The following is a 14,288-nucleotide window of genomic DNA, read 5'->3' as shown; positions in this document are numbered from 1 at the left end:
GACCGGAGCTTCCGACGCTCACCGCAATCGGGCACGGTAACAGCGTTGTCCCTGCGCCATCAACCGGCGACCCGGCGGGGGCCTTCTCGGCATCAGCGAAAACCACCCTTCGGCCTCGGGCGCGTCCCGTTCTTCACCCGGTCGGGGTGTTTGACGGTCATTGCCCCCCTGCGTAGGCTGGAACGGCTGCTTTCTCGCCCTCTGCTAGGGTGATGGGTGCTTGCTGTCCACGGTCGCATCCCCGCACCGCCGAGGTTCCGCTCCGCCGGACAGCACCGATCGTGGGCCACCGTCGAGGTGGCCTGGACCACCACACGACCCCGGCGATTCCGTCGTACGGGGCGCGTACGAAAACGGAGAGCCTGACGTGAGCAAGCGCACCTACCAGCCGAACAACCGCCGGCGCGCGAAGACCCACGGCTTCCGGCTGCGCATGCGCACCCGTGCCGGCCGTGCCATCCTCTCGAGCCGTCGCGCCAAGGGTCGCACCACCCTGTCGGCCTGAGCCGATCGGGCCGGTCCAGGGGACGTGGGCAGTCGTGCTGGCCGCCGCGCAGCGACTGCGGCGCAGCACTGACTTCGCCGCAGCGGTTCGTGGTGGCCGACGCGCCGGACGTGGCGCCGTCGTGGTCCACCTGACCGTGCCGGCGATCACCGACCCCAGCACACCGACCTCGCCGGAGCCGGTGCGGGACAACAGTGCGGAGCAGTTATCCGTGCCGTCCCGTGCCGGCTTCGTCGTGTCCAAGGCCGTCGGAAACGCGGTGACCCGTAACCGGGTCCGGCGACGACTGCGCGCGCTGGTCCGGGAACGGTTGGTCGACCTGCCGTCCGGCAGCACCCTGGTCGTCAGGGCACTGCCCGCGGCGGCGCAGGCGTCGTACCCCCGGCTCGCCACCGACCTGGACGCCGCCCTCGCGGTCGCCCGGTCACCCCGCGAGCGGCGGCCCCGATGAGCGACACCGGGCAGACCAGCCCACGCCCGTCGACAACCGGTGCCAAGGTGCTGATCGCGCCCATCATCGCGTACCGTCGGTGGATAAGTCCGGCACTGCCGGCCCGCTGTCGGTTCTACCCGTCGTGCAGTGCGTACGCCCAGGAGGCGGTCGTGCGGCACGGCGCGCTCCGGGGAGCCGTGCTGGCGGTCCGGCGGCTGTTGCGCTGCCACCCCTTTCACCCTGGTGGATATGACCCGGTACCGGAGCCGGGCGGCCGCCGCCGCGCTGATGTGACTGGAGCCCCGAATTGAGTCTCGACTGGATCTACTACGCGATTTCGTGGATCCTGCTGACCTGGCACTCTGCCTGGGACGCCATCGGGGTGCCCGTCGGCGCGGTGATCGGCACCAACTTCGCCTGGATCTTGGCGATCATCTTCCTGGTGGTCACCGTCCGGGTGATCCTGTTCCCCGTCTTCGTCAAGCAGATCAAGTCCCAGCGGGCGATGCAGGCGCTTCAGCCCAAGGTCAAGGAGCTGCAGGAGAAGCACAAGGGTGACCGGGAGACGCTCCAGAAAGAAATGATGGAGCTGTACAAGAAGGAGAAGGCCAACCCGCTGATGGGTTGCCTTCCGATGTTCCTTCAGATCCCGGTCTTCCTCGGCCTCTTCCACGTGCTGCGCCGGCTCGACCCGGACAAGCAGAACAAGACGCTGTACGGCTGGACCGCCGACCAGTTCCAGAGCGCGTCGCAGGCGAAGCTCTTCACGGCCCCGATCGCCGGCAAGTTCGGCTCCACCGCCGACGAACTGGCCAGCCTCGGCGCCAACGGCACCACCGTCAAGGTCATCGCCGGTGTCCTGGTCCTGGTCATGATCGCGACCACCTACCTGACCAGCCGTCAGATGATCCTCAAGACCGGCTGGGCCGAGGACCCGCAGCAGCGGATGATCCAGCGACTGATGCTCTACGGCATCCCCGCGTCGCTGCTGATCTCCGGCGCGATCTTCCCGATCGGTGTGATCATCTACTGGGTCACCAACAACCTGTTCACCCTCGGCCAGCAGCAGTGGGTGCTGCGGAAGTTCCCGCCGCCGGTGACCGCCAAGAAGGCCGTCGCGCCCGCCGCCAGCCGCAACCCGGTGCAGCCCGCCAAGTCCGGTGGCCTGTTCGGTCGAGGCAAGACGGCTCCGCCGGCGCCGGTCAAGGCCGCCGCTCCCAAGGTGGCCGGGCCGAAGCCGGGTGCCAAGCCGGTGAACAACCCGAAGAAGGGTCGCCCCGCCAAGCGGCAGGGCTGACCTGCGAGGGGCCGCCGCCGGTGATCCGACGGCGGCCCGTTCCACACCGCGCAGCCGCCGAACGGCCGGCGCCGGATGGAACCGACCGCGCGTCGCGCGGCCACGGGCGACACTGCCCGTACAGACGTGCCCGTGGGCACCGGCGACCTCCCGCCGGCCCCGGGAAACCAGTCGGACCCGACGGTCCGGCCGAGCGAGTACGGAGATGAGACCGTGACCGAGACCAGCATCCCCCGCACCGAGCAGCCCCTGGACGAGGAGGAGACCGCGACGCTCGCGGTGGACGGTGACGACACCGAGGACGACGACACCGAGGCGGACGACGACACCGACACCGCCGCGTCCGGCGCCCGGTCGAAGAAGGCCGTCGGCGAGGGCGACCTGTTCCGGCAGAGTGAAATTGCGGCCGACTATGTCGAAGGGCTGCTCGACATCCTCGACTACGACGGTGACATCGACGAGTTGGTGGCCGCGGGCCGCCCCATGGTCGAGGTGGTCGGCGAGCGTCTGCAGAATCTGGTCGGTCAGCGCGGGGCGACCCTGGAGGCACTCCAGGAGCTGACTCGCCTTGCCGTCTTCCGGCAGACCGGCACCCCGAGCCGCCTGCTGCTCGACGTCGGCGGCTACCGGGCCAACCGCCGTAAGGAACTCGCCGCCGTTGCCAAGAACGCCGTCGAGAAGGTCAAGGAGTACGGCGAGCCGGTCCGCCTGGAGGCGATGTCCGCGTTCGAGCGCAAGTGTGTGCACGACGTGGTCAACGCCATGTCCGGCGTGGCCAGCGAGTCCGAGGGTGTGGAGCCGAACCGGCGCATCGTCGTACGGCCGGCGGACTGACCGGGTGACCCACGACGACAGCACGGCCGACGCCGTGTCCGGCCCGGGCGGTACGCCGCCCGGGCCGTCCGCTGTCCGCCCGGTCGCGCCGGACGCGCCGGACGCCAACTCTGCCCACTCCGACACGGTCCCTTCGCCGGACGACGCGACCCTGCCGCCCGAGTTGGCGCCGGCCGCACTGACCCTCTTCGGTGACCGTCTCGACCTGGCCGCCGCGTACGCCGAGCTGTTGGCCACCGACGGGGTCGTCCGTGGTCTGATCGGCCCCCGAGAGGCACCCCGCATCTGGGATCGCCACCTGCTCAACTGCGCTGCGGTCGCCGAGCGGATCCCGTCCGGCGCGACCGTGCTCGACGTCGGCTCGGGTGCCGGTCTACCGGGTCTGGTACTGGCCATCGCCCGCCCCGACCTCACGGTCACGCTGATCGAGCCCCTCGCCCGACGTACCTCGTTCCTGATCGAGGTCGTCGAGCAACTCGGCCTGGCGAAGTCGGTACGGGTGTTCCGGGGTAGGGCCGACGAGGCGGCCACCGGTTCGAGCGGCCGGGACCCGATCAGCGGAGACGTGGTGACCGCCCGCGCCGTCGCCCCACTGGATCGGCTGGCGGGCTGGAGTCTCCCCCTGGCCGTTCGAGGCGGTCGTCTGCTGGCCCTCAAGGGATCGTCCGCCGCCGCGGAGATCGAGGAGCACGCCGAGGTCGTGACTCGGCTGGGTGGTGGCGAGCCGACCGTGCACCTGTGCGGCGTCGACGTGATCGATCCCCCCACCACCGTGGTGGAGATCGTCCGCGAGCGGGTCGTCGGTCCTCGCCCGGCGGCGAGCAAGCGCAACCGGGGCGGTCGCTCCCGCCGACGCTGACACGTCGCGCCATCGGGCTTCCGGCCGGTGGGTTGCCTCGTTGTACCGGTACGGATGGACGAGGAGATGAGAACCCGACGTGGACCGGCCGCGCCCGTCCGCCGTAGGCTGACCGCGCGTCGATAGTGTGGAGCGGGCGGTGGACGTCGAGGATCTCCGACCGCTCCCGAGGGCCGTACGCTCCGGGTTGCGAGCGTGGTGTGGCCAAGTTGACCGGGGCGCGGACCGACCATCCGAAGCGGGCAGGGATGACAGGTGCATGACGACGGCAGGTACGACGATCCACGCGTGACCGGGGCAGGCAACGATCCCGTTTCACGTGAAACCGACTACCCGAGCTGGTCGCCCGGCATGACCGGGTCAGCAGAGGGCAGTCCGCCGGCCGCACGTGACGACCGTTCGGGGTCCGAGCCGCCGGAGAGCTCGACCGCCTCGGAGCCCGCGAGTGCTCGTCGGACGCCGGAGGGCCTGAGTCGACCGGTCAACGCCGCCGAGGTTCGGTCGAGCTCGGGACGCCGCAACACGGCGGCGGCGGTTCGCTTCGAACCGGCGGTCCCACACCAACCCACCGCGGCGGTTGTTCGGGATGCCGCACCCGTGCTCGCCGAAGCGCCTGTCGCTTCGACCGAGTCGTTGGCCGCCGTGGCCGCTGACCCCACGTACGTTTCACGTGAAACCCCGACGCGCGAAGAGGATGACCCACCGTTGGCTATGGAGGCGATGCGCGCCGTGCAGATCCTGAATCCCAGTGGCGAGGTGACCATGCCTCGACCGGACCGGACCCGGGTCATGTGCGTCGCCAACCAGAAGGGCGGCGTGGGTAAGACCACGACCACCGTCAACCTTGCGGTGGCGCTCGCCCTGCATGGCAACCGAGTTCTCGTGGTGGACCTCGACCCGCAGGGCAACGCCTCGACCGGGCTCAACGTCCCGCACCACACCGGCATCCCAGACGTCTACGACTGCCTGATCAACAGTGTGCCTCTGGCGGAGGTGGCGCAGGCGGTGGAGGGCATCCCCAACCTCTGGTGCGTACCCGCGACCATCGACCTGGCCGGCGCGGAAATCGAGTTGGTCTCGGTGGTGGCGCGCGAGTCGCGCCTGGACCGGGCAATCGCTGCCTACCCCGGTGAGTTCGACTACGTCTTCATCGACTGCCCACCCTCGCTCGGCCTGCTCACGGTCAACGCCCTGGTGGCCGCGCAGGAGGTGCTGATTCCGATCCAGTGCGAGTACTACGCCCTGGAAGGGCTCAACCAGCTGATCAACAACATCAACCTGGTACGCCAGCACCTCAACCCGAAGCTCGATGTCTCCACGATCCTGCTGACCATGTACGACCGCCGTACGCGGTTGGCCGACGCCGTCGAGCAGGACGTCCGGAACCACTTTGGTGACAAGGTCCTCCAGGCGGTCATCCCCCGTAACGTCCGGGTCTCCGAGGCACCGAGCTACGGCCAGTCGGTCATGACCTACGATCCCGGTTCGCGGGGAGCAACGAGCTACTTCGAGGCCGCCCAGGAGATCGCCGAGCGAGGCGTCAAGGAGCCGGTGGGCCGGAATGCGTAGTGCGGACGAGTCGCTGGGAGGCGTGGCATGAAGAACCGTCCTCGGGGCGGTCTGGGTAGGGGCCTCGGGGCGCTGATCCCGACCGGGCCGGCGCCGGGTGCCACCGGCACCGCGACGGCTGAACCGGAGAACGAGCACGAGGAGGAGGCTGCTGCCGCAGCCATCCCCGCGGCGGCCGTCGGCGTGCCGGTCCACCAACCGGAGCCCACTCTCAGCCCGGTGCCCGGAGCACGCTTCGCCGAGATCCCGGTCGACGCGATCCTGCCCAACCCGAAGCAGCCCCGTCAGGTCTTCGACGAGGAGGCACTGGAGGAACTCAAGACCTCGATCCAGGAGGTCGGCTTTCTCCAGCCCATCGTCGTCCGTCAGCTCGACGACGAGAAGTACGAACTCGTCATGGGCGAGCGGCGTTGGCGTGCCGCCCAGGCGGTCGGACGGGAGAACATACCGGCGATCGTCCGGGACACCCGGGACGACGCCATGCTCCGCGACGCCCTGCTCGAGAACATTCACCGGGCCAACCTGAACCCTCTCGAAGAGGCCGCCGCCTACCAGCAACTGCTGGAGGAATTCGGCGCCACCCACGAGGAGCTGGCCCGTCGGATCGGCCGGAGTCGCCCGCAGATCTCCAACACGATCCGACTGTTGAACCTGCCGGCTCAGGTGCAGCGTCGGGTGGCGGCGGGGATTCTGTCGGCCGGCCATGCCCGGGCACTGCTGAGCCTGGACGAGGCAGAGGCACAGGAACAGCTGGCGTTGCGAATCGTGGCCGAGGGCCTGTCGGTTCGGGCGACCGAGGAGATCGTGGCGCTGACGCTCAACGACGGGTCGGCAAAGAGCCAAGCCGCGAAGCGCCGACCGAAGGCACACGCGCCGGCATTGAACGATCTCGCCGACCGGCTCTCGGACCGCTTCGACACCCGGGTGAAGGTGGACATCGGTCGGAGCAAGGGCAAGATCACGATCGAGTTCGCGACGGTGGACGACCTGGAGCGGATCGTCGGAATCATCGGAGTGCAGCAGGAGGAGGGCGAGGGCTGACCACTCCTCTCGCCGACGGCCGCGCTACCCATCGGGTGCGCGGCCGTTCTGTATCCGCTTGTTGTTTCACGTGAAACGGCCGCTGTTCTTATGCTCCTGCGGGCTGGCGGGCTGGCGGGCTGGCGGGCTGGCGGGCTGGCGGGCTGGCGGGCTGGCGGGCTGGCGGGCTGGCGGGCTGGCGGGAGAGCAGGAGAGCAGGAGAGCGGGAGTCGAGCATGCTCCCCTGGCACGGCGGGGACCGCCGAGTTTCGCCTGTGGCTCGGTGGAGTCCAGCCCGTGTGCTTGCTCCGACCCATTGGGCCGCTCACCCGAAGGGTCGATCGTGCAGAGTGGGACTCTGCCGGTATGGCCGGCAGCGCCTGCTGCGCTGTTTCACGTGAAACCTCGGCCGTCCCCAGGGCTACCAGGCCGGCGCGGATCCCGGCTGTTGTTCATGGCACGTCCTGTGCGCCGCTGAGTGGCCCGCTGCCGTCTCGAAGGTCGGCAGGGGTAGTTGGAGTCGGCCCCACTGCTCGGTGAGCCTCTCAGTGCCCCTGAGTCGGCAGCACGCCTGTAGCGCTCGACGCCCCTGGAACACGTGACTGATCGAGGGCGTGGGCGCGGCATGCCTTGCGGTGGCCTTGACTGCCTCGGTCGGCGGACGGCTGACCGGGCGCGGCCACGGCCGCTGGTCTTCCACTCCGGGTTGCCGGGCTGCGCTCCCAGACTCGGTGGCTGTCCACCGCTCGCGCCAGCCGCGCAAGTGTCGCCACACTTCTATGCAACAGCGAGCAACTTGCGAGAGGCGCAGCGGCTCACTGAGCCATCTCGGGACGAGTCGCGTGGACCAGCGTCAGCGTGGCGGACGCGTCCGCAGGTGTCCCAGCCCTGTGGAAAACGTGCGCCGAGGACTGTGTCCGGACGATCCCCAGATACCGGGTCGGCCGTTCGGCCGGTGACCGTTGGAGGGTGGCCGCAAGCGTCGGGCGACCTCTGGAGCACGCAGCACAGCACCTGTCAGGGGGCTGCCGGCGAGGAGCCGTCGCAGTCCGTTGCGGTGGTCTGCGGACAACGATCGGCAGGTGGAAAAGTTATCCACACCGGTTTTCCACAGGCACCCCCTGTTTCACGTGAAACAGCGCGTGGGAGTGGGTGTGAGCCTGTGGATGACGGCCTGTGTTCAGGATCTCGGCAGCCTGTGGATACCGCTCGACCAGAGGGTAGGTGACCCGGCGTGCCGGGTCGACGACAGGCGCTGATCCGCTGTGTCGGGACCGATCATTCAGGTAGGGACAGCGGTGCCAGACTCGGTTAGGGTCAGCGTCGTGCACGACACCCCTCCCTCAGTGCCGGACTTCACCCAGTGGCCGTCGTTTCCCTTCGAGGGCGACCTCCACGTGAAGCAACTCGATGATCCGGTCCCGGTCGAACCGCCCCGGAAGGGCGAGGGTCTCCGGGAATGCACCGCCTGCAACGCGCCCGACGACGCCTACATCTGGGTCGGAGAGCGGTGGCGGGTACGCGCCATGGACCGGCCAACGGGGCTGCCCATGGTGCTCATCCTGGAATCGCGGACTCACCTCGACCTCGGTGACCTGCCGAATCTGCTGGCTGCCGAGCTGGGCGTGATGACCGTGCGTCTGGAGCGAGCCATCCGGTCCCTTGACGGGGTGGCGCGAGTGCACGTCAACCGGTGGGGCGACGGCTCAGCCCACCTGCACATGTGGTTCCTCGCCCGACCGTATGGCCGCCTTCAGCTGCGGGGCACCTTCCTGTCCCTGTGGGACTCGATCCTGCCGCCGATCTCCGAAGCCCAGTGGCGGGAAAATCTGGCGCTCGTCGCCGCCTGGCTCGCCGAGTTTGGTGGCCGCCCGCTCGCCGAGCCGCCCCGCATCCAGTGGCAGGCCCCTTCCAGCCTGCTTGCCCAGTCGGCCGCCGCAGATGCCGCTGCCGCAGATGCTGCCGCGGCGGCAGCGGCAGCCTCGGTCATCGAGGCGGCAGAGGAGATCCCCGAGCCAGCACCGGACCCCACCGCCGACGTCGATAACGCCCTGGGTGATGCGGCGTCCTCGGCCGACGCGGTCGCGCACGGCGGAGACACCGAGGTAGGCGCCGCCGCACTCATCAGCGATGCGACGCGCGGATCCGATGACCCGGCAGCGGCCGACAACGCGTCCGGGGGTGCACCCGCCGGCACGCCAACGCCCGGCACGCCAACGCCCGGCACGCCAACGCCCGGCACGCCCACGCCCGGCACGCCCACGCCCGGCACGCCGGCCTCCGCCATCCCAGCGCCCGGCATGCCAGGACACGGCACGCCAGCGCCTGGGGTCGCCGGCGCGGTGACGGCGCCTGTCAACGCACGCTCGGTCCTCAACGACCGGGATGACGCCTCGGATGTCGGTGCCACCGAGGACGCCACCGACGGCCGCCAATAGGAGGCCACCGCACACAGGAAACGAGGCCGCCGATCGGCCCCGCCCGACACCGCCGCCGCCCATATGGCTACGCCAGACAACGACGCCCAGGACAGCGGCCAGCAACATCAAGGACAACAGCACCGGGGCGGCAGCAGGACCCAGGACGTCGGCACCCAGGACAGCAACCAACCCAAGCGCCGGCGCTCACGGTGACAGCAGTCGAGGCGTCGAACACCGACGCCTCGACGACTCGACCAAACGGGCCCGACCGACGATGGGACGGCGACCGCATCCGCAGGCGACGCACGTGCCGGCCTCATGGCCGACTCGTGCGTCGTGCCGCTCGGCGCGGAAAGCGCCGCCGAGCAGATCAGGACGTGGCGAGGCGAGCCGCTGCGCGCCTGACCAGGGTGCCGAGGAGGCGACCGAAGTCCAGCCCGGCCGCCTGCACCGCGAGCGGTAGCAGTGAGGTCTCGGTCATGCCCGGTGAGACGTTGACCTCCAGCACGTGTGGCTGGCCAGAAGCGTCCACGATCACGTCGACGCGGGAGAGATCCCGCAGTCCGAGTGCGGTGTGTGCGGCGAGAGCCACGTCAGCGACCGTGGCGGCCACCTCCGGGTCCAGCCGGGCCGGGGCGTGCCAGGTGGTCCGCCCTGCTGTGTAGCGGGCGGCATAGTCGTACACGCCGTTGCGCGGCACGATCTCCACGGGTGGCAGCGCCTGCGGGCCGTCGCCGAGGTCGACGACGGAGACCGCGACATCCATGCCGGGAACGTACCGCTCCACCAAGGCGGTGGAGTCGTACGCGAAGCAGCCGACCATCGCGGCGGGCAGCGCCGTGGCGTCCCGGACCACCGCGCCACCGAGCCCAGACCCGCCCTGTGCCGGCTTCACCATGAGAGGTAGGCCCAGCCGGTCGACGATCCGGTCCAGTACGGCGACCGCCCCGAGCTCGGAGAAGCGATCGTGTGGGAGTGCCACCCAGTCCGGGGTGGGGATGCCGGCTTCGCGGAGCACCGCCTTGGCCGAGGGCTTGTCCCAGGCGACTCGGGATGCTCTGGCGTCGCAGCCGACGTAGGGGATGTCGCAGAGGTCCAGGACTCCCCGCAGCGAGCCGTCCTCGCCGGTGGCACCGTGCAGTGCGATCACCACGGCGTCCGGCGGGTCCGCGGCGAGCGCAGGCAGCAGTGCCACGTCGGCGTCCCGCATCTCGGCTTCCACCCCGACGGCCCGGAGCGCGTCGAGAACCCGGCGGCCGGAGCGCAGTGACACGTCGCGCTCGTAGGAGAGCCCGCCCGCGAGCACCACGACGCGCAGGTCGGGCGAGGCTGCGGAATCGGTCACGAGAAAGCGCTCAGCGGCGGTCGTACCCATGCCGGCATCATGCCAAGTCGGGACCCGGCACGTCGGAGCCGGCCCGGCCGCGGCGGCCGGCGGCGCCACCCACGGGGCCGAAGACCCGTCGCATCGCGATCTCCTGCTCCATCACGCCGGACAGCCGGCGGACACCCTCGCGGATCCGTTCCGGCGGCGGGAAGCTGAAGTTGAGGCGCATCGCGCCGGTGCCGGTGCCGTCGGCGTAGAAACCGGTGCCGGGAACGTAGGCGACCCGGGCGGCGACCGCTCGCGGCATCATGGCCTTGGAGTCGAGCCCGTCGGGCAGGGTGGCCCACACGAAGAGACCGCCGGCCGGCGTGGTCCAGCTGGTGCCCTCGGGCATCAGGTCGGTCATCGCGTCGAGCAGGGCGTCCCGGCGCTCCCGGTAGACCTCGCGATAGACCTTGAGCTGCTGCCGCCAGGGCATCGTGCCCAGGTAGGTGGAGACGGCGGCCTGGGCGTAACCGCTGGGGCAGAGGATCTGGGCCTCGCTGGCGATGACCAGCTTGTCGCGGACCGCGTGCGGCGCCAGGATCCAACCGACCCGCAGCCCGGGCGCGAAGGTCTTGGAAAAGGTGCTGAGGTAGAAGACCCCGTCCCGGCGGCGGGCCCGCAGGGGCGCGGGGGCCTCACCCTCGAAACCCAGTTGGCCGTACGGGTCGTCCTCGACGACGAGCAGGCCGGCGCGCTCACAGATGTCGAGGACCCGTTCCCGGCGTTCCTCGCTGAGCGTCACACCGGTCGGGTTCTGGTAGGTGGGGATCGTGTAGAGGAACTTCACCCGGCGGCCGGCGCGGGCAAGGTCGGCGATGGCCGCCTCCAGCGCCTCCGGGACGAGTCCGTCCGCATCCATCGGCACGTGCACGACCTGCGCCTGGGCGGCCTGGAAGACCCCGAGCGCACCGACGTAGGTCGGGCCCTCGGCCAGCACCACGTCACCGGGGTCGAGGAAGAGCCGGGCCACCAGGTCCAGGGCCTGCTGCCCGCCCACGGTGACCACGACGTCCTCCGGAGAGGCGCCGCAAGCGGCGTCGATCCCGGAGAGCGACATCACCTCGCAGATCCGCTCGCGCAGCTCGAGGGTGCCCTGACCGATGCCGTACTGGAGGGTGGTGACGCCGTGCTCGGAGCCGAGCCGGCCGAGCATCTCACCGACCGCGTCCAGCGGAAGGGCGGCGATGTACGGAGCACCACCGGCGAGCGAGACGACCTCCGGACGACTGGCGACCGCGAACAGTGCTCGGATCTCGGAGGCGGTCATCCCGCGTACCCGCCGGGCATACCGGTCGGTGTAGTCGTCGAGTGTCGTGCCGGTCATGACCTCACCTCGATCGCTGCTCGGGTGGCTCCCGCCCCGGGTACCCCACACGCCGCTGACCATGGCCGCGGGCACACCGATTGTCGATCCTAGTCCGCCAGGGTCGTGCTGAGGCCGCGCCGAGACAGATCGACCACATGGCGGACCGCCCCCGTCGTCCCCCACCGGGTGGGCATCTGCGCGTCCTCTCCCGCATCGCCGATCGGCGGCGTACGATCGCTCGTCGGGGGCAGGAAGGCGGCGCTGTCGTTCCATGCCGGTCTCACCACCGAGCCTATTGTGGGGATGCGCCATATGTCGCGACGTCTGGTCAGCCTGACCCTCGACACGTTGGAAGACCTTCCCAGCCCGTGCCGGCAGTGCGTCTACTGGGAGCTCGACCCGGTCTCCGCGGATCGGGCCTGCGCTGCTGGTGATCCGGGTCTTGAGAAGGAGGCGTGGGTCTCCCAGACGCTGTTGGAGTGGGGCTCCTGCGGCAAGCTCGCGTACGTCGACGGCATGCCGGCGGGCTTCGTGATGTACGCCCCGCCCGCCTACGTGCCCCGCTCGATGGCGTTCCCTACCTCACCGGTATCCGCCGACGCGGCACTGCTGATGACCGCCAACGTGGTCGCCGCGTTCGCCGGTGGCGGGCTGGGCCGGATGCTGGTGCAGGGCGTCGCCCGGGACCTGACCAAGCGGGGGATCAAGGCAATCGAGGCGTTCGGGGACGCCAAGTTCGGTGACGCCGACGATCCCTCCGGTGGCTGTGTGGCGCCTGTCGACTTCTTCCTCTCGGTGGGGTTCAAGACCGTACGCCCGCATCCGCGTTTCCCCCGGTTGCGTCTCGAGTTGCGCACCGCGCTGAGCTGGAAGTCCGACGTCGAGTACGCGCTGGAGAAGCTGCTCGGGTCGATGAGCCCGGAAACCCTGCTCCGGCCGGTTCGTCCCGCCCCGGCGACGCGTTCCACCAACGGATGACGGTCGAGGCGGCGGTGCTCGACGATCAGTCGATCACCGTGCCGGCGGTCACGACCGCCCGCAGTTCACTGACGTCCAGCGAGCCGGTCGGGACGTCCCGTTCGATCGGGTAGTACATCCGTTGCACCGCGGCCACGATCGCCTCCACCACACGGTCCCGGAACCGGGGGTCGACCAGTTGGGCGCGGTCCGTGGGCGAGGTGAGGTAGCCGACCTCGACCCGCACGGCGGGCATCCGGGTCAGTCGCAGCAACTCCCAGGTCTTGGCGTGGGTACGGCAGTCCCGCAGCCCGGTACGCGCGACGATCTCCCGCTGCACGAGCCCGGCCAGGCGTTCACCGGTCGCCGAGGTCACTCCGTTGTCGGTGCCGTAGTGGTAGGTCGCGACGCCCTCCGCGTCCGGGTTGGCGTGGCCGTCGAGGTGCAGTGAGATGAACACGTCGGCACCGAGCGAGTTGGCCAGCAGGGCCCGGTCGGTGTCCGGCAGGCACCTGTCGGGCGACGGCCCTCTGGTGAGTTGCACCCGCACCCCGGACGCGGCGAGTCGCCCCTCCAGCCGGCTGGCCAGGTCGTGCACCAGGTCCGCCTCGGTCCAGCGCAGCGGCCCGTCGGGCACCACCATCCCGGGGTCGGTGCCCCCGTGGCCGGGGTCGATGACCACCGTCTTGCCGACCAGCGCCGGCCCGGACTGCCGGATCGCGTCGGACTCCCGGAGCCACTGCGGGCGGCCGCCGACGACCTTGCGGCCGATCCGGCGCAGTGCGTTCATCGTGTGTGGGCCGCAGGAGCCGTCGGGGGTGAGCCCGACCTCGCGCTGGAACTGCGCCACGGCGCGGGCCGTCCGGATGCCGTAGATGGAGTCCGCCCTGCCCACGTCGTACCCCATCTCCAGCAGCCGTTCCTGGAGTGACCGGACGTCTTCGCCGCTGAGCGGCTCGGGAACGGCGTGGTAGAGGGTGCGGGCGCCGAGCCGCCAGCGTGCGGCGTCCAGGGCGCGCCAGGTTTCCGCGCCGACCCGGCCGTCCACGCTGAGCCCGCGGGACTGCTGGAACGCGCGGACCGCCCGTTCGGTGTCGAGGTCGAACTCGTCGGCATGCGTCCCGGCCGCGGCGAGGAGTTCGAGGCCGAGAAGGATGGTACGGATCTCCGTGACCGCGGGTCCTCGGTCACCGGGTCGGATCGGACGCACGCACGACCCCCTCTGCACGACGCTGGCTGGCCGGGCGGCCTCGGCTTGAGGCTATGCGCTCCGGCGCGGCGAGGTGGCGGGCCAGGGAAAACAGCCGGGAACGCCGAACCCCGCACCCGGCGATCGGGTACGGGGTTCGGTAGGTGTTGCTGCTGATCAGAGAGCCGACTGGATGAGCCGGACCAGCTCGCCCTTCGGCTTGGCGCCGGCGATGGACTGCACCGGCTGGCCGTTCTTGAAGACGGTGAGCGTCGGCACCGACATCACCCGGTAGGCCCGCGCGGTCTCCGGGTTCTCGTCGATGTTGAGCTTGACGATGGTGACCTGGTCACCCATCTCGCCGGCGATCTCCTCGAGCAGCGGCGACACCTTGCGGCAGGGGCCGCACCACTCGGCCCAGAAGTCCACCAGAACCGGCTTGTCGGCCTGCAGCACGTCGGCGACGAAACTCTTGTCCGTGACCGCCTTGGTATTTCCCACTATGCCCCTCCTCCGGGATGTGTTCC

Annotated in this window: 14 protein-coding genes; 10 read left to right on the top strand and 4 right to left on the bottom strand. The window is 70.2% G+C overall.

All coding sequences use genetic code 11. From position 1 onward, the window contains the following. Positions 1–367 precede the first annotated feature (367 nt). The 9 genes from rpmH (at position 368) to O7614_RS01455 (ending at position 8,955) form a co-directional block, all read left to right on the top strand. Complete coding sequence (rpmH, locus tag O7614_RS01495; protein ID WP_007453904.1) at positions 368–505, top strand: 50S ribosomal protein L34; 138 nt, start codon at positions 368–370, stop codon at positions 503–505. A gap of 34 nt (positions 506–539) precedes the next feature. Then, complete coding sequence (rnpA, locus tag O7614_RS01490) at positions 540–956, top strand: ribonuclease P protein component (protein ID WP_278136708.1); 417 nt, start codon at positions 540–542, stop codon at positions 954–956. After that, positions 953–1,249 (top strand): membrane protein insertion efficiency factor YidD, encoded by a 297-nt coding sequence (gene yidD, locus O7614_RS01485; protein ID WP_278136707.1) that lies wholly within the window; start codon positions 953–955, stop codon positions 1,247–1,249. Before rnpA ends, yidD begins: the two co-directional genes overlap by 4 nt. Beyond that, entirely contained in the window at positions 1,246–2,235 is a 990-nt protein-coding gene (gene yidC, locus O7614_RS01480) for a membrane protein insertase YidC (protein WP_278136706.1), read from the top strand. Before yidD ends, yidC begins: the two co-directional genes overlap by 4 nt. A gap of 213 nt (positions 2,236–2,448) precedes the next feature. Further along, positions 2,449–3,069 (top strand): R3H domain-containing nucleic acid-binding protein, encoded by a 621-nt coding sequence (locus O7614_RS01475; RefSeq protein ID WP_278136705.1) that lies wholly within the window; start codon positions 2,449–2,451, stop codon positions 3,067–3,069. A 151-nt stretch (positions 3,070–3,220) separates the two neighbouring features. Then, positions 3,221–3,928, top strand: coding sequence for a 16S rRNA (guanine(527)-N(7))-methyltransferase RsmG (gene rsmG, locus O7614_RS01470; protein ID WP_278142109.1), 708 nt, complete (start codon positions 3,221–3,223; stop codon positions 3,926–3,928). Between the two features lie 255 nt (positions 3,929–4,183). Further along, the gene (locus O7614_RS01465; protein WP_278136704.1) at positions 4,184–5,497 is read left to right on the top strand and encodes an AAA family ATPase; all 1,314 of its coding nucleotides are present in this window, start codon (positions 4,184–4,186) and stop codon (positions 5,495–5,497) included. 27 nt (positions 5,498–5,524) lie between these two features. Next, positions 5,525–6,538, top strand: coding sequence for a ParB/RepB/Spo0J family partition protein (locus O7614_RS01460; protein ID WP_278136703.1), 1,014 nt, complete (start codon positions 5,525–5,527; stop codon positions 6,536–6,538). Between the two features lie 1,304 nt (positions 6,539–7,842). Beyond that, positions 7,843–8,955 carry a hypothetical protein gene (locus tag O7614_RS01455; RefSeq protein WP_347404329.1) on the top strand — a complete coding sequence of 371 codons (1,113 nt, stop codon included), beginning with the start codon at positions 7,843–7,845 and terminating at the stop codon, positions 8,953–8,955. A 352-nt stretch (positions 8,956–9,307) separates the two neighbouring features. Here the strand turns inward: O7614_RS01455 and O7614_RS01450 are convergent, their stop codons facing one another. Together O7614_RS01450 and O7614_RS01445 are read right to left on the bottom strand one after the other, a co-directional pair. Next, positions 9,308–10,312, bottom strand: a complete 1,005-nt coding sequence (locus tag O7614_RS01450; RefSeq protein ID WP_278136702.1) for a D-alanine--D-alanine ligase — start codon at positions 10,310–10,312, stop codon at positions 9,308–9,310. Between the two features lie 7 nt (positions 10,313–10,319). Continuing rightward, positions 10,320–11,633, bottom strand: a complete 1,314-nt coding sequence (locus O7614_RS01445; protein ID WP_278136701.1) for a PLP-dependent aminotransferase family protein — start codon at positions 11,631–11,633, stop codon at positions 10,320–10,322. Between the two features lie 294 nt (positions 11,634–11,927). Here O7614_RS01445 and O7614_RS01440 point away from each other — a divergent pair, with 294 nt between their 5' ends. Next, a complete protein-coding gene (locus tag O7614_RS01440) occupies positions 11,928–12,593 on the top strand; it encodes a GNAT family N-acetyltransferase (protein WP_088987047.1) in 666 nt (221 codons plus the stop codon). A gap of 25 nt (positions 12,594–12,618) precedes the next feature. Here the strand turns inward: O7614_RS01440 and O7614_RS01435 are convergent, their stop codons facing one another. Both O7614_RS01435 and trxA read right to left on the bottom strand, forming a co-directional pair. Next, the gene (locus O7614_RS01435; protein ID WP_278136700.1) at positions 12,619–13,782 is read right to left on the bottom strand and encodes an N-acetylmuramoyl-L-alanine amidase; all 1,164 of its coding nucleotides are present in this window, start codon (positions 13,780–13,782) and stop codon (positions 12,619–12,621) included. Between the two features lie 156 nt (positions 13,783–13,938). Further along, the gene (gene trxA / locus O7614_RS01430) at positions 13,939–14,262 is read right to left on the bottom strand and encodes a thioredoxin (protein WP_088987049.1); all 324 of its coding nucleotides are present in this window, start codon (positions 14,260–14,262) and stop codon (positions 13,939–13,941) included. Between the last annotated feature and the right edge of the window lie 26 nt (positions 14,263–14,288).

The organism is Micromonospora sp. WMMD961, assembly GCF_029626145.1.
Classification (GTDB): domain Bacteria; phylum Actinomycetota; class Actinomycetes; order Mycobacteriales; family Micromonosporaceae; genus Micromonospora.
Note: the sequence above shows the minus strand (reverse complement) of the source record. Positions and strands in the feature narration are given on the sequence as shown.